The following is a 17,518-nucleotide window of genomic DNA, read 5'->3' as shown; positions in this document are numbered from 1 at the left end:
CCGGGGTGCGCCCGGTCATCTGGGCGCCGATCGCCCGGCGACGCAACCCGCCGCCCGCCGCGCGCCCGTCACCCGGGATGCCGCCTCCCAGGGGCTCGCGCCGGGGTCGCTGCCCGAGGCGCGCTGTCCGCGGTCGTAACCCGCGGCCGCGGCATGCCAGCCGGGCCTGGGGCCGCGCATCGCGTGGTTCGCGTCAGGAGTCGGGCTTCTTCGCGCGGCTGGGCTGGACGCGCATGGGCTCGCCCTCCATCTTTGGATACTCCGGGGGGTACGGCATGTCGCCCTCGCCGTTGGCGGCGTCGCGCTCCGACCATTCCAGGAGTTCGGTGATGTCGTGTGCCACCTCGTCGATGCCGGCGTGGGGGTCGCCGAGGGTGGCGATGCGGGCCGGTACCGTGCGCAGGTCGAAGTCGTCCGGCTCGACGTCCGGGAGCTCGTCCCACCGTAGCGGGGTCGACGCGGTCGCCCTCGGGTTGGCGCGCAGCGAGTAGGCGCACGCGATCGTGCGGTCGCGCGCCATCTGGTTGAAGTCTACGAACACCCGCTCGCCGCGCTCCTCCTTCCACCACTTCGTGGTCACCAGGTCGGGGCGGCGGCGTTCCACCTCGCGAGCCAGCGCGATCACCGCCCGCCTGGCCTCGACGAACGTCCACTTCGGCTGGATCCTGACGTACACATGGACGCCCCGGCCGCCGGAGGTCTTCGGCCAGCCGGTGAGGCCGAGCTCGTCCAGGACCGCCTTGAGCTCGCCGGCCACGACCGCGGCGTCGGCGAAGTCGGTGCCGGGCTGCGGGTCGAGGTCGATGCGCAGCTCGTCGGGGTGGTCGACGTGGTCGCGGCGCACCGGCCAGGGGTGGAACACGATGGTGCCCATCTGCGCCGCCCAGGCGACGTGCGCGAGGTCGGCCGGGCACAGCTCGTCGGCCTTGCGGCCGCTGGGGAAGGCGATCTTCGCGGTTTCGATCCACGGGGGTACCCCACGGGTCGGCACCCGCTTCTGGAAGAACGCCTCGCCGCCGATGCCCTCGGGGAAGCGCTGCAGTGTCGTCGGCCGGTTGCCGAGGGCGCGCATGATCCCGTCCCCGACGGCCAGGTAGTACTCGAACACGTCCCGCTTGGTGTACCCCCGCTCGGGGAACACGATCCGCTCCGGGCTACTGAGGCGCACCGCCCGCCCCGCGACCTCGATCTCCAGCGCATCGGCCATGCCAAGGACCTTACGCCGCCGGACCGCCCCGCGGCCGGTACACGACGGGCGGGACGAGCATCAGCGGGCGCGCCGGGTCGGCTGCGGGCGTCCGGCGCGGCCTGGGCGGCAGTGGCCAGGGAAGTGATGCCGGCGGCGCCCAGCGCGCCCACCGCGACAGCCTTGTGCAGCAGCCTCATTGTCGTCCCACACCCCAAGAATCGTCCGTTGCACCACAAAAGTTCGAATCACGGCTTTCAAGGGGGAAAACGAGGCAGGGGCGGTGAACGACTCGGCCAAGTTTCCGGCAAATACGGACAAATGCCGAGGATCGCGGCGGTGGCACGTTGTTGGGCCGTAATGGTCAGGGCGCGGGGGGCGGCCTACCGTTGAGGCATGACCGAGCCACTTGTCAGCCTGCCCACGACCGACGCGGAGTGGCGGGTGCGGCTGTCCCCGGACGAGTTCCGGGTGCTGCGCCTCGCCGGGACCGAGGCCCCGTGGAGCGGGGAGTACGTCAACACCAAGACCGACGGCGTGTACCGCTGCCGTGCCTGCGGTGAGCAGCTGTTCGAGAGCGGCGCCAAGTTCGACTCGCACTGCGGCTGGCCCTCGTTCGATGACGCCATCCCCGGCACCGTCAAGGAGATCGAGGACCGCTCGCACGGCATGGTGCGCACCGAGATCCGCTGCGCGCGCTGCGACTCGCACCTCGGCCACGTGTTCCGGGGCGAGCGGATGACGGCGAAGGACACGCGGCACTGCGTGAACTCGCTCTCGATCAGGCTCGATCCCAAGGAGTGACGATCTAGGCCGCCGGGCGGCGCATCGGCACGTGCTCGATGCCCTCGTCGTCGAACGCCGGGCCGCAGACGGCGAACCCGAGCCGCTCGTAGACGCCGGTCACGGTCGTCTGCGCGTCGAGCACGACGTCGCGGCCCGGGCCGATGCGCTCCAGCGCCTCGGCGAGCAGCTTGCCGGCCAGGCCCCGGCCGCGGTGCGCCGATGCGGTGACGACGCGGCCGATGCGGGCCCCGCCGCCGGGCTCGTCGAGAATGCGCAGGTACGCCGCGATCGAGCCGTCCGGCGCGTCCAGCCACAGGTGCAGCGTGCCCGGCTCGTCGTCGCGGCCGTCGAGCTCCGGGTAGGCGCAGTGCTGCTCCACGACGAACACGTCGCAGCGCAGCTTCAGCAGGCGGTACAGGTCGCGGGTGCCGAGGGACGCGAAATCCGAGATCACCGGCTCAACCTACCGAGCGCGCCGCCAGCGCCTCAGCGGCCTTGCGCGCGGCGATGAGGATCGGGTCCCAGACCGGGGCGAACGGCGGCGCGTACGACAGGTCGAGGGAGGTCATCTCCTCCACCGTCATGCCGTGCCACAGCGCGACGGCGAGCGCGTCGATGCGCTTCGCGGCGCCCTCCCGCCCGACGATCTGGGCGCCGAGCAGCCGGCCAGACGTACGCTCGGCAATGATCTTGGTTTTGACCTGCCGCGCGCCGGGGAAATAGCCGGCGCGCGTGGTGGACTCGGTGACCACGCTGAACGGGTCGAACCCGGCGGCCTCGGCCTCGGCGGTGCTCAGGCCGGTGCGGGCCACCTCGTGCGCGCAGAGCTTCGACACCGCGGTGCCGACCACGCCGGGAAACGTGGCGTAGCCGCCGCCGATGTTGATGCCCACGGCGCGGCCCTGCTTGTTGGCGTGGGTGCCGAGCGGGATCGCCACCGGCCGCTGCGACACGAGGTGAAACGTCTCGACGCAGTCGCCGGCGGCCCAGACCCCGTCGGCCGAGGTGCGCATGCGCCGGTCGACCCGGATGCCGCCGGTCTCGCCGATCTCGATGCCGGCGGCGCGGGCGAGGTCGCTGTCCGGCCGCGTGCCGAGCCCGAGGATGACCAGGTCGGCGGGGATCTCGCCGGCGGAGGTGTGCACGGCCTCGACCCGCCCGCCGGTGCTGGCGAAGCCTCGCAGCGTCTCGCCGAGGCGCAGGGTCACGCCCTCGTCGCGCAGGGCGTCCGCGACGAGGGCGCCCATGTCCGGGTCGAGGGTGCGCATCGGCTGCTCGGCGGCGTCGACGAGGGTCACCTCGAGGCCGTGGCGCAGCATCGCCTCGGCCATCTCCAGGCCGATGTACCCGCCGCCGACGACGACCGCGCGGCGCGGGCCGTGCCGGTCGAGGTACCCCAGCAGCCGGATGCCGTCCTCGAGCGTCTGCACGCCGTGGATGCCCAGCGAGACGGCGCCGGGCACCTCGGGCCGCCGCGGCGCCCCGCCGGTGGCGATGACGAGCTGGTCGAACGGCTCGCGGTACTCGCGGCCGCCGGCGCGGACGAGCACCTCGCGCCGGTCGGTGTCGATCGCCGTGACCTCGCTGCCCAGCCGCAGGTCGATCCGCTGGCGCTCGCGGAACTCGGCGGGGTGCCGGGCGACGAGGTCGTCGGGGTCGGTGACGTCGCCGGCGACGAGGTACGGGATGCCGCACGCCGAGTAGGAGACGTGCTGCCCCCGCTCAAAGGCGACGATGCCCAGGTCGTCGGCGCCGCGCCGGCGCCGCGCCTGGGACGCCGCGCTCATTCCCGCGGCGTCGCCGCCGATCACCACCAGCCGCTCGGTCACTCATCCATTGTGGTCAGTCGTGCCGGTTCGGGGCGGGGATCGGCGCGCCGGTGTCGTCCCAGACGTTGCCGGTGTTCTGCGTCAGCGTGGTGCGGGTGCTGACCAGGATCGGGCAGACGTACACGGTGGCCCGGCCGAAGCGGTTGCCCAGCACCGCGATGCCGGTCATCGGCGGGCCGCCCTGGTGCGAGAAGTTCAGCGTGCACGCCCCGCCGTCCAGCCAGTTGCCCTCGACGCGCAGGTCGGCGCTGGTGCCGCCGCCGGTCTGGCGCACCTGGTAGGCGGCGTTGCCGTGGGCGCCGACGACGAGCACGTTGTGCCGCAGCGTGATCCGCCGCTGCCCGACGCTCTCCACGGCGTCGGTCTCGGTCTCGCCGCCGCCGGGCACGCCGGTGACGAAGTACGCGAGGTCGTGCACCCACGAGTCCTGCAGCAGCACGTCGGGCCCGGTGGCCTTGACGCCGTTGACGCCGCCGTGGACGTTGACCCGCGTCAGCGACGCCGCGGTCGCCCAGATCCCGTCGAGGCACGGCCCGCCGGCGGTCGGGGCGATCTCCACGTCCTCGAGGACCGCGCTGGCGCCCGCCTCGATCTGCACGACGGCGCCGCACCGGGGCGCCCCGCCGCGCACGACGGCGTTGCGGAGGGTCACCCGCCGGCCGGTGATCCGGACATAGCCGTGGATGTCGACGTTTTCAATGACTTTCCCATCGGTACCGTAGGTCTGGTCGCCACGGACGACGGTGAGCCCGATCCCGGGGATGGCGCCGGTGTTCGCCGCGGACGGCCGTCCCCCGGGCCGGGCCGGCCGCGACGCGGGCGCCGAGCGCAGCGCGGACGCGGCGCTCTCCGAGGCCGGCACCGAGGCCGGCGCGGAGACGGACGGCGAATCAGACGTTTCCGAAATATCCGAAATGTCGCCGACCGCCGCGGCTGAGGCGGCCCCGGCGCCGGGCGCCTTCCGTGGCGCGGGCTGCGTCAGGGGGTACACCAGAATCGCCGCCACGGTGATGAGCGCGACCCCGCCGGCGGCGACGGCGATCGGCCCCCACCGTGTCGTCACAAAATGTTTCTAGTGTGGCTGGAGTGACAGCGCCATGCCCGCGGGCGGTGTGGGGTCCTATGCCAGTTCTTTCGACATCTGCAAAGCGGTGGGCTCGTAGCCCAGGCTCTCGTAGAGCCTGCGGGCGACCGTGTTCGGGCCGAAGACGTTGAGCCCGAGCCGCGTCACCCCGCGGGCCTTGAGCTCCTCCTCGGCGGCGAGCATGAGCGCCCGGCCGTAGCCCTCCCCACGGTGGGCGGCGTCGACATGTATGTCGTACACCCACGCCTGTGGCCGCTTCCCGTCCGGCAACGCGAGCCAGATGTGCCCGACCACCACGCCGTCGGCCTCGCCGGCGAACATCAGGTGCCCGGCGGTGCCGACGCCGTCGGGCAGCAGCCGGGCCATCATCGCCTCGACGTTGGCGTGCACCGTGTCCGGGTGGTCGCGGCCGGCGCGGACCTCCTCCTCGGCGTACTCCCGGTTGCGGACGGGCAGCAGGGCGTCGAGTTCGGCCTGGGTCATCGGGCGGAGTGTCAGCATGCCGCCCACAATACGAAGGGCCTCACAGTACGAAGGCGTCCGTCCACAGCTGGCGGGAGCGGCCGGACAGCGCCTCCAGCAGCCCGACCGCCTGCCCGTCGGTGAGCGCGGCGACGAAGTCGACGATCGCCCGGCCGCGGGCCATCGCCACCACGTCGAGGGTCTCGAGGCCGTAGTCGGCGGGGGTGAGGGTCTCGGTCTCCGCCTCGGCGAGCTCGACCAGGTCGTGCAGCCGGCGGGGCAACCGCGCCTCCTCCTCGGGGTCGGCGAGCCAGGCGTGCAGCGCCTCGACGAGCGCGGCGAGCAGCCGCGCCTGGCCGCGCTGGTGCAGGGCCAGGTCGGGGCGCTCGAGCACGAACCGGTGGTGGATCAGCTTGAGCACCTGCACCTCGTGCCACTGCGCCTGGGCCAGCAGCACGTGGCCGGAGCGCACCGGCGGGTCGGAGCGCACCTGCACGGCGTCGATGAGGCGGCGGGTCCACCGGGCGGAGAAGTGCGCCACCGCCTGCTCGGCGTCGATGGAGCCGTCGAACGGCGCGGCGAGCAGCCCGTCGGCGAGCTCGGCCCGCACGTGCTCGACGGCGGCGGAGAACGCGTCGTCGTCGCAGATCCAGCCGTCCTTGCGCCGAAGCTCGCGGAGCAGCTGCTCCACCGAGCGGCCGGGGCGCCGGACGCTCGCGCGCAGCTGGACGTCGCCGAGGGCGCGCAGGGCGGCCGCGTCGCGCTGCCAGGCGACCAGTTCGGCGGCGACGGAGCCCTGCTGCAGCACCCCGACGCGGTGGAAGTCCTCGAGGTCGTGGATGGCGTAGGCGATGTCGTCGGCGGTGTCCATCACCGACGCCTCGACGGTCTGCTGCCAGTCGGCGAGCCGGCCGGCGAACGGGGCGCGGGCCTGGCGCAGGTCGGCGACCTCGGTGACGTACGCGCCGAACTTCAGCGAGCCGACCTCGGGGTCTCCCCCGGCGCCGCGCGGCGTCGGGTGCAGGTGCATCGGGTGCGGGTCGGGGTGGGTGCGGCGGGTCCACGGGTATTTCAGCAGCGCCGCCCGCACCGCCGCGGTCAGGTCGAGCCCGATGGCGGCGCCGCGCACCTGGGTGCTGGTGACGATGCGGTACGACTGGGCGTTGCCCTCGAAGCCGTCGGGCAGCCCGAGCCGCTCGCGGGCCAGCCGGTCCAGGACCCGCTCGCCGAGGTGGCCGAACGGCGGGTGGCCGAGGTCGTGGGCGAGCGCGGCGGCCTCGACCACGTCGGCGTCGCAGCCGCCGAGCTTGTCCAGCAGGGCCCGCTGCTCGGCATCGGCGCACAGCCGCTCGACGATGCCGCGGGCGACGCTGGCGACCTTGAGGCTGTGGGTGAGCCGGTTGTGCACCAGCAGCCCGGAGCCGCCGGGGCTGATCACCTGCGTGACGCCGGCGAGGCGGGCGAAGAACGGCGAGGCGACGATGCGGTCCCGATCGACGCGGTAGGGGCTGCCGGCCAGGTCGCCGGGGGCGACCACGGCCCCGCCGAAGAGCCGCTGCGCGCGCTGGTCTTCCATCCCCAAGTTCTATCAGGGCCTTTTCATCCGGGCCTTCGGACCTCGATCACAAACCCGCTGGCCGCCTGCGCCGCCATCGGATGGTGTTCGAGCAGCTTCAGCGGGGACAGCACCCAGGTCAGCGGCAGGATCGCCCGGTAGAGCCGGCGGCTGCCGAACGACAGCACCATCGCCAGCCACTCCTGCAGCACCCACAGCAGGCCGGAGGTGGGGCCGGCGCCGACCCGCACGGAGAGCACCTCGAACGCGCCGAACTGCTCGCGCAGGCCCACCTCGGTGTATCGCTGGAAGTCGTACGGCGAGGCGTGGAACGGCTGCAGGAACGGCACGAAGACAGACGGCGGCGGGCCAGGCGAGCACGAGCAGCGGCGCGCCGATCGCGCGGGCCGGGACGTAGGCGAGGACCTCGCCGGCGTAGCCGATGGCGAGGCCGGCGGCGAGGTCCTCGACGAGCCAGCCGGAGCGGCCGCGGGTCGCCCGCCAGATCAGGGTGCCGGGGTGCGACGATGCCCAGCAGCACGTACAGCGCGAAGACGGCGGTGGCCGGGTACGGGACGCCGTAGTACTTCAGGCCCGCGGCGACAGGCGCCGGCGAGGACCGCCGGCGGCGCCCAGGCGGCCGCGGCCCGCCGGGGCGGGGTCGCGGCGACGGCCACCGGCGTCCGCCTCTCGACCGTTGCTGTCACACGCTCCGCCGTTCCTCGAGATTTGTGACGCAACGTATGCAACGCGTGACATCCGGGTGAGGCAGCGGGGGAGTTTCACTCGATCAGGCGGTCTTGCGGCTCCCGATGAGGGCCTCCAGGCCGTCGAGGAAGCGCGCCAGGCCGAACTCGAAGTCGTCGTCGGGTCCTGCCTCCGGCGTCTCCAGCACGCCGGAGGCGATGAGCTCGCCGACGGCCGGGAACCGGGCCGGGTCGGCGAGGCGCTTGAGCAGCCGGCCGTAGCCGAACATCGCCTGTTCGGCGGTGACCCCGCCGGCCTGCGCGGCGGCGCTGATGTCGGCGGCGATGAGCGCCCAGTTCCGCACGATCCCGCTGACGATCATGATCGTGTACAGCCGTTCGTCCTGGCGCAGCGCGGTGCCGGCCATCGTCGCCAGGCCGTAGTTCATCCAGGCGATCTGGTTGGGCGTGATCGGCGGGGAGTTGATCGGCACCCGGATCACCCACGGCTGGCGGCGCAGCAGGTCGAGGTAGGTGTGCGCGAAGCGGGTCAGGCCGGCCCGCCAGCCCTCGCCGGGCGGCAGTGCGGGCGGCTGGCCGATCGCCGCGTCCACCATGAGGTCGAGCAGCTCGTCCTTGGCCGTCACGTAGCGGTACAGCGACATCGTCGACGCGCCGAGCTCGCTCGCGACGCGGCCCATGGAGACGGCGCCGAGCCCCTCGGCAGCGGCCACCCTCACCCCGGCGGCGACGATGCGCTCGAGCGTCAGCCCGGGCCGCGGCCCCTTGCCCGGCCGCTCGCGCAGCCCCCAGGCCGCGGCGAGGACCGGGGGAATGTCGTCTTCGTGCGCGCTCATGCCGTCACCTCCGCTCCGCTCCGGCCGCGGCATGAGCTAAACCTGCGTTCCCGATGAGCGGCCTCTTCGCTTCGCTCCGTACCGCCCATTGACTGCCGATTCTACTTCTGCGTATAACATACGCATCAGCGTATGACATACGCAGAAGGGGGAGGGCGTATGGACGCCGCCATCGAGGCAACCGGCCTCACGAAGTCCTACGGCAGTCTCGCGGTGCTCACCGGGGTGGACCTGCGGGTGCCCGCTGGCACGGTGTTCTGCCTGCTCGGGCCGAACGGCGCCGGCAAGACCACCACCGTGCGCATCCTGGCCACGCTCGCCCGCCCCGACGCGGGCACCGCCCGGGTCGCGGGCCACGACGTGGTCCGCGAGCGGCACCTGGTGCGCCGCGCGATCAGCCTCACCGGGCAGTACGCGGCCGTCGACGAGCTGCAGACCGGCGCCGAGAACCTGCGGATGACGGCCCGGCTGTCCGGGCTGTCCCGGCGCGACGCCCGCCGGCGCGCCGCCGAACTGCTGGAGCGCTTCGGGCTGACCGAGGCCGCTCACCGGCGCGTGGGGCAGTACTCCGGCGGCATGCGCCGCCGGCTCGACCTCGCCGCCGGGCTGACCGGGCGACCCTCGGTGATCTTCCTGGACGAGCCGACCACCGGCCTGGACCTGACCAGCCGGCAGGCGATGTGGGACGTCGTCGACGGGCTCGTCGGCTCCGGCGCCACCGTCTTCCTCACCACGCAGTACCTGGAGGAGGCCGACCGCCTCGCCGCCCGCATCGCCGTCGTCGACCACGGCCGGGTGGTCGCCGAGGGCAGCCCGGCCGAGCTCAAGCGCCGCTTCGGCGACCAGCGCCTCGACCTGGACCTGGCCGACCGGGCCGCGTTCGACGCGATCGCCGCGCGCCTCGGCGCCCGGGTCGTGCAGCGCGACGACGCCCGGCTCACCCTCGGCGTGACCACCGACGGCAGCGCCGCGCACGTGCGCTCCGTGCTCGACGAGATCGACCCCGAGGGCTCGGCGGTGCGCCGCTTCTCCCTGCACAGCGCCACGCTCGACGACGTCTTCCTGTCCCTGACCTCCCGGAAGGAGCTCGCCGGTGTCTAGCACCGCGCTCACGCACTGGACCGTGCTCGGCGGCCGCTCGCTGCGCCTGGGCCGGCGCAACGTCGAGGCGCTCATCATGTCGGTGGCGCTGCCGGTCATGCTCATGATCGTCTTCGTGTACCTGTTCGGCGGCGCCCTGCGCGTCGGGACCGACTACGTGACGTACGTGGTGCCCGGCGTCATGCTGCTGTGCGTCTCGTTCGGCTCGGCGATGACCGCGGTCTCCGTCGCCAACGACCTCACCGGCGGCATCGTCGACCGACTCCGCTCCCTCGACGTCGGCGGCGCGGCGCTGCTGTCCGGCCACGTCGTCGCGAGCCTGGCCCGCAACATGCTGTCCAGCGTGCTGGTCCTCGGCGTCGCGCTCGCCATCGGCTTCCGCCCGCGCGCCGACGCCGGCCAGTGGCTCGCCGCCGCCGGCATCCTGGTCCTGGTCATCGCCGCGGTGTCGTGGCTGTCCGCGGCGCTGGGGCTGCTGGCCGGCTCGGCCGAGGCGGCGAGCGGCTACACGTTCGTGATCACCTTTCTGCCATACGCCAGCAGCGCCTTCGTCCCGATCGACACCATGCCGTCGTGGCTGCGCGGCTTCGCCGGCAACCAGCCGGTCACGCCGATCACGGAGAGCCTGCGCGGACTGCTGCTCGACCAGCCGGTCGGATCGGCCCCGTGGCGCGCGGCGGCGTGGTGCGCCGGGATCGTGCTCGTCTCGGTGGTCGCCGCAGGGGTGCTGTTCCGCGCCAAGACCCGCGGATGAACGGCCGTTTTGTCATAGTCTGACCCAATCCGCCCCCTGCTGGCCGCCGCCCTGCTCACTTGCCTGTTTCTCGGCCTGTCCGGGGTAGCGGCCCCGGCCCGCGCGTGGGACCCGCCCTCCGGCGGGGGGCCACGCGCAGGCCGGGGCGCATCGGGCCGAGGCCGGCGCGGCACCGGGCCCGCAGTACACCGTCCGGGGCATCGACGTGTCCAGCCACGACCACAGCACCTTCAGGACCATCGACTGGGCGGCGCAGGCCGCCCAGGGCGTCGCCTTCGCCTACGTCAAGGCGACCGAGGCGAACAACTACGTCAACCCGTACTTCGCCCGGGACATCGCCGACGCCAAGCGGGCCGGGCTGCTCGCCGGGGCGTACACCTTCGCCCGGCCCGACCACCGCGACCCGGTCGGCGACGCGAACATCTTCATCGACAACGCCGCCTGGGTGAACGACTCACGGACGCTGGTGCCGTTCGTCGACCTCGAGGCCGTACTTCAACACCGTCGGCCCCTGCTACGACCTCGACCAGGCCGCCATGCGCGCCTGGATCCAGACGTTCCTGGACCAGGTGCAGGTGCACATCGGGCGCAAGGCGATGATCTACACGGCGGCGAGTTGGTGGAACCAGTGCGTCGGTTCCACCACCCAGTTCGCGTCGTACCCGCTGGACGTGGCGAGCTGGAGCGGCACCGCGCCGAGGCTGCCCAACGGCTGGTCGCGGTGGACACTGTGGCAGTACGCCGCCGGCGACAACCGGCAGTACGGCATCTACGACAGGAACGTGTTCAACGGCGACCTCGACCAGTTGCAGCGGCTGGCCGGGATCGACCCGCCGGAGCCGCTGATCGCGCGGCCGGGGCGTCGTCGCGCACGCCGCGACCGCGCAGGTGCAGGTGTACGCCGACGCGGGCCACGGGCGGTACTGGAGCCCCGGCTACGGCTGGTCGAGCTGGAGCAACTTCGGCGGCGGGATCGCCGGCACCCCGCACGTCCTGCAGAACCCGGCGGCCGGCACCGTCGAGGTCTACGCCCGCACCCGGGACGGCCGGCTGGCGCAGAAGTACTGGAAGGGCGGACGCTGGTCGGGCTGGACCGACCTCGGCGGCACCCTGGCCGGCGACCCGGTCGTGTTCTACAGCCCGCGGTACGGCTCGACGGAGATCTACGCCCGCGGCACCGACGGGCACCTGTGGCAGCGCTTCTACGCCGGCGGCTGGTCCGGCTGGAACGACCTGGGCGGCGACCTCGCCGGCGACCCGTCCGAGGTGCTCTACAACCCGACGTACCGCACCACGGAGATCTACGCCTGCGGCGCGAACGGCCACCTCATCCAGAAGTACTATGGCGCCGCTTGGTCGCCCTGGAACGACCTCGGCGGCCGCCTCGCCGGCGACCCGGCCGTCTTCCGCAGCCCGGTGTGGGGCTCGACCGAGATCTACGCCCGCGGGCCTGGCGGACGGCTCGTGCAGCGCTACTACGCGGGCACGCAGTGGTCGGCGTGGAACGACCTCGGCGGCTCGATCAGCGGCGATCCGGCGGTGTTCTACAACCCGCGGTACCGCTCGACCGAGATCTACGCGGTGTCCGGCGGCAACCTGGTGACCCAACTGTGGCTGCCGGCCCCGGCGGTGTGGACGGGCTGGTCGACGATCATGACCAACCCGTCCTGACCGCTGCGCAGATCGGGCCAACAGCCGCCACTGGACGGGGGCACCACCGGACGTTTCGCATCCGGGCGGGGCGAATGCATCCAGACGCTCGGCGTCCGGATTTATACCGTTCCAGGCGAAAAATCCGTTAAGTCATGATGCCGTCAGCCATCGCGACCAGACGACTCCATCGATGAGCCAGCGGCGATCTGCACGCGAGCGCCGCGGCAACTCAGGTCTCCACGAACCGCGCACGCAGCGCTCGCGACGGGCCGGATTTCCATGATCACGGCGAGAAAGTGCTGCTCAGGGTACATGCTCACTCCGTGATCATGAAAAACGCCGCATCCACCGACAGCCCCGGCGCCATCAACACTCAGCAATCGCCTACCAAGCGAAAAATGATAGATATGCCGGATGAGTCAGGCCACGGAGTGGCCGGGCTTATCCGGCGCTGCCGGCGGCGGCACCACCGAGAACAGCCGCCACTCCCCGCGGAGCACTGCGTCCATCTCCACCGCACGACACTGTCAACGCCGTCCATGCGGCACTACCAACACCTCGCCCCACGCAGCACTGCCAACACCTCACCGCGCGACATCGCCAACGCCGGCCCGCACGGCGGCACTGTCGACACCTCACCCCCCGCCACCGCCGACGTCGGCCTCTGAGGCACTGCCAACACCTCGCCTCGCCCTGCGCGGCGCTGCAAACGCCTCCGGCGCGACACTGTCGACACCTCGCCCTGCGCGGCACTGTCGACCTCGCCCCACGCGACACTGTCAGCGTCTTGCCGCGCGTGACACTGTCGGCGTTCGGGTGTCAGTAGGACGAGCGCCAGCGTGGCCAGCCGTGGTCGCCGGCCAGCTGGGACAGGCGCGAGCCGAGCATCAGCGTCGTCGCCGGCTCGAGGCCCAGCAGGCGGTAGTGGACCTGTTCAGCGATCTCCGGCGCACGGTACTCCGCATGCTCCAACAATTGCAGTGTCACCGACCACCAGTATCGATCATCATCGGTGGCGTGCGGCGCGCCCGCCCGAAACCAGTCGGCCAGGCCGTCCAGCAGATCGCCGCCGACACCGTCAGGGTCGGTCAGGCGCAACGCGGCGCACACCCGTGCCACCACGTCATCATCCCAGCCCGAAAGGTGGCCGCGCACGAGCGTGTGCAGTGAGGCATGTCCCAGGGCGCCGGCGGCGTCGATCTCCAGGGAGTACACGTTGTCCCGCGACAAGCGCTCGTGCAGCACCGGCAGTGCGCGGTCGTCGCGGCGGCGGGCCAGGCCCAGCAGCGCCTCGCAGCGCGTGTCGTCGTGCGGGTCCTCCAGGCGTGCCGCGAGGGCGTCGCGAACCACCGGGTCGTCGAACTCCGACAGCTGGGTACCGAGCGCGAAGCACGCCCAGTCACGCACGTCGTCGTCGGCGTCGGCGCTGAGCACGACCAGCGCGCGAACAGTGTCGCCGGGCTCGGCGTCGCCCAGGACGCTCGGCAGCGCCTGGGCCACGGCCCGCCGCACGCCGGCGTCGGGGTGGCGGGCCAGCGGCAGCAGCAGCGGCAGCGCGGCGTCGTCGTAGCACCATGCCACCGCGTCGGCGAGCTCGGCCGCCGGCGTCATCGGGGCCTCCAGCAGCGCGGCGATGGTGCGTGCCGTCGGTTCGGTGTCGTCAACGGCATCCCCGAACGGCGCACTGTCACCGAACGAGGCGCCGCCGCCCAAAGAGACACTGTCACCAAACGAGGCACCGCCGCCCGGCGAGACACTGTCACCCAACGAGGCCCTGTCGCCGAACGTGACACTGTCGCCGAACGAGATGACATCTCCGCACGGGGCACTGTCACCGAACGGGGCACTGTCACCGAATGCGACGACATGTCCGAACGAGGCAGTGTCACCGAACGAGGCGGCGTCGGCGAACTCGCCGAAGGAGCCGCCATCCCCGAAATCGGGCGACGCCGATGACGCGGCCGAAGACGAAGACGGGGACGAGGAAGGGGACGGCGACGGGGACGAGCCCGAGGCCGGATCGGGGGACGAGGCGGACCGCCCCGCCAGATCGACCAGATCGGCGATCACCTCGGCCAGCGAGTTCAGGGCGAACCCGTCCAGGTCGTCCGGCAGCGCGTCGGCCGGGTCCCGCGCCGCCGGTACGAACAGCTCCGACGCCCGTGGGAACAGCCCGGACACGTCGGCGGGGCCACCGGGGCGCGGGTCCGGCGGCTCGTCGGGCGCGGGTCGGGAGGACGCGAGGTCGCTCATCCCCGAGAGTGTGCGCGCCTTCGCGGAGATCTTCCAGGGGGGTTCGCCCCTCAGATGGACATCGCGAGGCGGACGATCACCCTACTCGACGACATATCGACGCACATCGGGAACCGACAGTGCCACACCATTGACGAAGCCGCTGCGCGCCGGGTCAGCCCGAAACGGCGCACTGACAGCATGCCTCAACGCGCCCGGCTGGACAGGCGCAGCGACTGCCACGAACCGTCCACCGCCCAACCGCCGTCGACCGACAGCGCCGCGCCATTGACGAAGCCACTGCGCGCCGGGTCGGCCAGAAACGCCACCGCGCGGGCGATGTCGTCGGGCTGGGCGAAGCGCGCCATCGGCACGTGCTCGATGATGTCCCGGTCACCGTACGCCCCGGAAGCCTGCGACTCGTCGTCCATCTCGGTCTTCACCCAGCCGGGGCACACGGCGTTGACCCGCACGCCGCGCCCGCCCCACTCCACGGCGAGGGTGCGGGTGAGCCCGATCAGCCCGTGCTTGCTGGCGTTGTACGCGACCCGGTCGGCGACGCCCATGAGCCCGGCGACCGAGGCGATGTTGACGATCGAACCGCTGCCACGCACGAGCATCGCGCGGCCGAACGCCTGGCACAGCAGGAACGGGCCGGTCAGGTTGACCTCGAGCACGCGCCGCCACTGCGCCGCGGTGGTCTCCTCGGCCGGCGCGATCGAGGCGATGCCGGCGTTGTTGACGAGCACGTCCGCCCGGCCGTACCGCGACTCGACCTCGGCCGCGAACCGCAGTACGTCGCCCTCGTCCGAGACGTCGCCGACGAACGACAGCCCGTCGAACGCCGGCAGCGGCTCCCGGTCGATGACCGCGAGGAGGTACCCCTCCTCGGCCAGCACCTCGGCAGTGCGCCGCCCGATGCCGTGAGCCGCCCCCGTGATCACTGCCACTCGCTCGTCACCCATGTCGCGACAATAGACTTGCGGACATGACACTGCGCGTCGTGGTCGTCGGTGGGGGCATCGCCGGGCTGGCCGCGGCGCACCGGTTGCGCACACTGCGCCCGACGCTCGATGTGATCGTGCTCGACCAGCGGGACCGCCCCGGCGGCAAGCTGTCCACCGGCACCCTGGCCGGCGGCCCGGTGGAGCGCGGCGCGGAGTCGTTCCTGGTCGGCGACCCGGCCGGCGGACCGAGCGCGGCGCTACGGCTGGCCGAGGAGGTCGGCCTGGCCTCCGCGGTGGTCCACCCGACACCGGCGCGCGCGGCCGTCGCCCTGGACGGCGGCCTGCGCGACCTCCCGTCGGGCACCCTGATGGGCATTCCTTTCAAAGCCCCGGATTCGGTACCCGATGTGCCGTCCGACGCCCCCCTGCTGCCCCCAGGCGGCGACGTCACGGTCGGCGCGCTGGTCCGCCCGCGCCGCGGCGACGCCGTCGTCGACCATTACGTCGAGCCCCTGCTGGGCGGGGTCTACGCCGGCCGCGCGGATCGCCTGTCGCTGCGGATGGCACTGCCCGCCCTCGCCGCCGCGGCTGAGCGCGCACACACGCTGACCGGCGCGCTCGCGGAGGCGGTCGCGGCGAGCCGCCGCGCCCCGGGCGCCCCCGTGTTCGGCACGATCGAGGGCGGCATGAGCCGGCTCGTCGGCGCGGTCGCCGCGACGCTGCCAGACGTGCGCAGTGGCGTCACCGTGCGCGCCGTGCACCGCCACGGCGGCGGCTGGCGGCTCACGCTCGGCTCGACCCGCGACGCGGAGACCCTCGACGCCGACGGCCTGGTCCTCGCCGTGCCGGCCGCGCCCGCCGCGCGGCTGCTGGCCGGCGTCGAGGGCGTCGAGCCGGTACACCTGGAATATGCCAGTGTCGGCCTCGTCGCCCTGGCACTGCCGGCCACGAAGCTGCCCGACCTTTCCGGGTTTCTGGTGCCGGCGACGGAGGGCTTGGCGGTCAAGGCCGTTACGTTCTTCGACCGCAAGTGGGCGCACCTGCAACGCCCCGGCGTGACCGTGCTGCGCGCCTCCGTGGGCCGCTTCGGCGACGAGGAGCAGTTGCAGCGCACCGACGCCGCCCTGGTCGAGGTCGTGCGCCGCGAGGTCGCGCGGCTCATCGGCGTGGACGCGCTGCCGGACGAGCTCGACCGGGGCGTCTTCCGCTGGGGCGGGGCGCTCCCGCAGTACCAACCGCATCATCGAGACCGGGTGGGCGCGCTGCGCGAAGGCCTCGACGCGCACCCGGCGATCGCCGTGGCCGGCGCGGCCTACGACGGTGTCGGCATTCCGGCGTGCGTCACGTCCGGCCGTACCGCCGCCGAGGCGGTGCTCGCGAAGCTGGAAGGATAGGCACATGACGACCACGAACGCCGCGCGCATCCGCGAGCTCAACGACACCATCCGGTACACCATGTGGTCGGTCTTCCGGCTCGCCACCCCGTACGGCCCGGACCACCGCGACGCGACCCAGGTGGCCGCGTTCTTCGCCGACCTGCCCGCCAAGGACGTCGTGGTGCGCGGCACGTACGACGTGGCTGGCCTGCGCGCCGACGCCGACCTGATGATCTGGTGGCACGCGCCGAGCGCCGAGGCTCTCCAGGAGGCGTACGCCGGGTTCCGCCGCACCGACGTCGGCCGGCGCATGGAACCCGTATGGTCGCAGATGGCGCTGCACCGCCCGGCGGAGTTCAACAAGAGCCACATCCCCGCGTTCCTGGCCGACGAGCACGCCCGCGAGTGGGTGTGCGTCTACCCGTTCGTGCGCTCGTACGAGTGGTATCTGCTGCCGGACGAGGAGCGCCGCACGATGCTCGCCGAGCACGGTCAGCTGGCTCGGGGCTTCCCGGACGTGCGCGCCAACACCGTGGCAAGCTTCGCCCTGGGCGACTACGAGTGGATGCTGGCCTTCGAGGCCGACGAGCTGCACCGCATCGTCGACCTGATGCGCGAACTGCGCGCCTCCCGGGCTCGCCGCCACGTACGCGAGGAGATCCCCTTCTACACCGGCCGCCGCCGCGACATCGCCGACCTGGTGGCGAACCTCCCGTAGCCGCCGCCAGGCCCCCGCTGTCCGGTCACCACCGCTCTCACCGAGGGCCGTCCGGCGACCAACGCTGACACTGTCACAAGCACCGCAACACCGTTCCGACCGCCGCCAGCCCCACCAGGCCGGGCCGTCCGGCGACCAACGCTGACACTGTCACCGGCACCGGCACCGGCACCGGCACCGGCAACACCGTTCCGACCGCCGCTGGCCCCACAAAAGCCGTCCGGCGGCGAACCCCGACGCTGTCACAAGCCTGCAACCCTGACAGTGTCGCGCGGCCCCGACGCCGGCATTG

17 protein-coding genes and 2 pseudogenes are annotated in these 17,518 nt (G+C 72.7%); 9 read left to right on the top strand and 10 right to left on the bottom strand.

Going from position 1 to position 17,518, the window contains the following annotated elements:
• Positions 1–193 precede the first annotated feature (193 nt).
• A complete protein-coding gene (ligD, locus tag ACGFI8_RS02925) occupies positions 194–1,207 on the bottom strand; it encodes a non-homologous end-joining DNA ligase (RefSeq protein WP_392799033.1) in 1,014 nt (337 codons plus the stop codon).
• 375 nt (positions 1,208–1,582) lie between these two features.
• On the opposite strand from ligD, the gene msrB reads away from it, so the two are divergent.
• Positions 1,583–1,990: a peptide-methionine (R)-S-oxide reductase MsrB gene (gene msrB, locus ACGFI8_RS02920; RefSeq protein ID WP_392799030.1), complete on the top strand. Its 408-nt coding sequence runs from the start codon at positions 1,583–1,585 to the stop codon at positions 1,988–1,990.
• Between the two features lie 4 nt (positions 1,991–1,994).
• Here msrB and ACGFI8_RS02915 read toward each other — a convergent pair whose 3' ends face one another.
• From ACGFI8_RS02915 to ACGFI8_RS02885, 7 genes are all read right to left on the bottom strand, one after another.
• Positions 1,995–2,426 (bottom strand): GNAT family N-acetyltransferase, encoded by a 432-nt coding sequence (locus ACGFI8_RS02915; RefSeq protein WP_392799027.1) that lies wholly within the window; start codon positions 2,424–2,426, stop codon positions 1,995–1,997.
• 4 nt (positions 2,427–2,430) lie between these two features.
• Positions 2,431–3,801, bottom strand: coding sequence for an FAD-dependent oxidoreductase (locus tag ACGFI8_RS02910; RefSeq protein WP_392799024.1), 1,371 nt, complete (start codon positions 3,799–3,801; stop codon positions 2,431–2,433).
• 13 nt (positions 3,802–3,814) lie between these two features.
• Positions 3,815–4,864, bottom strand: a complete 1,050-nt coding sequence (locus ACGFI8_RS02905) for a hypothetical protein (RefSeq protein ID WP_392799021.1) — start codon at positions 4,862–4,864, stop codon at positions 3,815–3,817.
• A gap of 57 nt (positions 4,865–4,921) precedes the next feature.
• Complete coding sequence (locus ACGFI8_RS02900) at positions 4,922–5,386, bottom strand: GNAT family N-acetyltransferase (RefSeq protein ID WP_392799019.1); 465 nt, start codon at positions 5,384–5,386, stop codon at positions 4,922–4,924.
• Between the two features lie 22 nt (positions 5,387–5,408).
• Entirely contained in the window at positions 5,409–6,923 is a 1,515-nt protein-coding gene (locus ACGFI8_RS02895) for a deoxyguanosinetriphosphate triphosphohydrolase family protein (RefSeq protein ID WP_392799016.1), read from the bottom strand.
• Positions 6,924–6,946: 23 nt separating this feature from the next.
• On the bottom strand, positions 6,947–7,252 hold the full coding sequence (locus ACGFI8_RS02890; RefSeq protein WP_392799014.1) for a hypothetical protein: 306 nt from the start codon (positions 7,250–7,252) through the stop codon (positions 6,947–6,949).
• A gap of 440 nt (positions 7,253–7,692) precedes the next feature.
• Positions 7,693–8,445 carry a TetR/AcrR family transcriptional regulator gene (locus ACGFI8_RS02885; protein ID WP_392799011.1) on the bottom strand — a complete coding sequence of 251 codons (753 nt, stop codon included), beginning with the start codon at positions 8,443–8,445 and terminating at the stop codon, positions 7,693–7,695.
• Between the two features lie 159 nt (positions 8,446–8,604).
• Here ACGFI8_RS02885 and ACGFI8_RS02880 point away from each other — a divergent pair, with 159 nt between their 5' ends.
• The 6 genes and pseudogenes from ACGFI8_RS02880 (at position 8,605) to ACGFI8_RS02855 (ending at position 12,621) form a co-directional block, all read left to right on the top strand.
• On the top strand, positions 8,605–9,546 hold the full coding sequence (locus ACGFI8_RS02880; RefSeq protein ID WP_392799008.1) for an ATP-binding cassette domain-containing protein: 942 nt from the start codon (positions 8,605–8,607) through the stop codon (positions 9,544–9,546).
• Positions 9,539–10,300, top strand: coding sequence for an ABC transporter permease (locus tag ACGFI8_RS02875; protein WP_392799005.1), 762 nt, complete (start codon positions 9,539–9,541; stop codon positions 10,298–10,300). The genes ACGFI8_RS02880 and ACGFI8_RS02875 overlap by 8 nt, the downstream gene beginning before the upstream one ends.
• Before the next feature lie 205 nt (positions 10,301–10,505).
• Positions 10,506–10,733 (top strand): annotated as a pseudogene (locus ACGFI8_RS02870) (GH25 family lysozyme); the annotation flags it as partial.
• Between the two features lie 103 nt (positions 10,734–10,836).
• A pseudogene (locus tag ACGFI8_RS02865) lies at positions 10,837–10,986 on the top strand (GH25 family lysozyme); the annotation flags it as partial.
• A 208-nt stretch (positions 10,987–11,194) separates the two neighbouring features.
• A complete protein-coding gene (locus ACGFI8_RS02860) occupies positions 11,195–11,971 on the top strand; it encodes a hypothetical protein (RefSeq protein ID WP_392799002.1) in 777 nt (258 codons plus the stop codon).
• A gap of 521 nt (positions 11,972–12,492) precedes the next feature.
• Positions 12,493–12,621 carry a hypothetical protein gene (locus tag ACGFI8_RS02855; protein WP_392798999.1) on the top strand — a complete coding sequence of 43 codons (129 nt, stop codon included), beginning with the start codon at positions 12,493–12,495 and terminating at the stop codon, positions 12,619–12,621.
• Between the two features lie 151 nt (positions 12,622–12,772).
• On the opposite strand, the gene ACGFI8_RS02850 is transcribed toward ACGFI8_RS02855, so the two are convergent.
• Complete coding sequence (locus tag ACGFI8_RS02850) at positions 12,773–14,206, bottom strand: HEAT repeat domain-containing protein (protein ID WP_392798996.1); 1,434 nt, start codon at positions 14,204–14,206, stop codon at positions 12,773–12,775.
• A 185-nt stretch (positions 14,207–14,391) separates the two neighbouring features.
• Entirely contained in the window at positions 14,392–15,150 is a 759-nt protein-coding gene (locus ACGFI8_RS02845) for an SDR family NAD(P)-dependent oxidoreductase (protein WP_392798993.1), read from the bottom strand.
• A 23-nt stretch (positions 15,151–15,173) separates the two neighbouring features.
• Here ACGFI8_RS02845 and hemG point away from each other — a divergent pair, with 23 nt between their 5' ends.
• Both hemG and hemQ read left to right on the top strand, forming a co-directional pair.
• The gene (gene hemG / locus ACGFI8_RS02840; RefSeq protein WP_392798990.1) at positions 15,174–16,526 is read left to right on the top strand and encodes a protoporphyrinogen oxidase; all 1,353 of its coding nucleotides are present in this window, start codon (positions 15,174–15,176) and stop codon (positions 16,524–16,526) included.
• Between the two features lie 4 nt (positions 16,527–16,530).
• On the top strand, positions 16,531–17,226 hold the full coding sequence (hemQ, locus tag ACGFI8_RS02835) for a hydrogen peroxide-dependent heme synthase (RefSeq protein WP_392798987.1): 696 nt from the start codon (positions 16,531–16,533) through the stop codon (positions 17,224–17,226).
• Positions 17,227–17,518: the final 292 nt, after the last annotated feature.

The organism is Dactylosporangium sp. NPDC048998, assembly GCF_043197855.1.
In the GTDB taxonomy this organism is placed as follows: Bacteria; Actinomycetota; Actinomycetes; order Mycobacteriales; family Micromonosporaceae; genus Dactylosporangium.
The sequence above is the reverse complement of the archived record's forward strand: the minus strand, read 5'-3'. Positions and strand labels throughout refer to the sequence as shown.

Excerpts from the sequence above, each read along its gene's own strand:
- ACGFI8_RS02845 (WP_392798993.1), bottom strand. The coding sequence starts at position 15,150 with ATGGGTGACGAGCGAGTGGCAGTGATCACGGGGGCGGCTCACGGCATC.
- ACGFI8_RS02885 (WP_392799011.1), bottom strand. The coding sequence starts at position 8,445 with ATGAGCGCGCACGAAGACGACATTCCCCCGGTCCTCGCCGCGGCCTGG.
- ACGFI8_RS02855 (WP_392798999.1), top strand. The coding sequence starts at position 12,493 with ATGCGGCACTACCAACACCTCGCCCCACGCAGCACTGCCAACACCTCA.
- ACGFI8_RS02880 (WP_392799008.1), top strand. The coding sequence starts at position 8,605 with ATGGACGCCGCCATCGAGGCAACCGGCCTCACGAAGTCCTACGGCAGT.
- msrB (WP_392799030.1), top strand. The coding sequence starts at position 1,583 with ATGACCGAGCCACTTGTCAGCCTGCCCACGACCGACGCGGAGTGGCGG.
- ACGFI8_RS02850 (WP_392798996.1), bottom strand. The coding sequence starts at position 14,206 with ATGAGCGACCTCGCGTCCTCCCGACCCGCGCCCGACGAGCCGCCGGAC.
- hemQ (WP_392798987.1), top strand. The coding sequence starts at position 16,531 with ATGACGACCACGAACGCCGCGCGCATCCGCGAGCTCAACGACACCATC.
- ACGFI8_RS02900 (WP_392799019.1), bottom strand. The coding sequence starts at position 5,386 with ATGCTGACACTCCGCCCGATGACCCAGGCCGAACTCGACGCCCTGCTG.
- ACGFI8_RS02895 (WP_392799016.1), bottom strand. The coding sequence starts at position 6,923 with ATGGAAGACCAGCGCGCGCAGCGGCTCTTCGGCGGGGCCGTGGTCGCC.
- hemG (WP_392798990.1), top strand. The coding sequence starts at position 15,174 with ATGACACTGCGCGTCGTGGTCGTCGGTGGGGGCATCGCCGGGCTGGCC.
- ligD (WP_392799033.1), bottom strand. The coding sequence starts at position 1,207 with ATGGCCGATGCGCTGGAGATCGAGGTCGCGGGGCGGGCGGTGCGCCTC.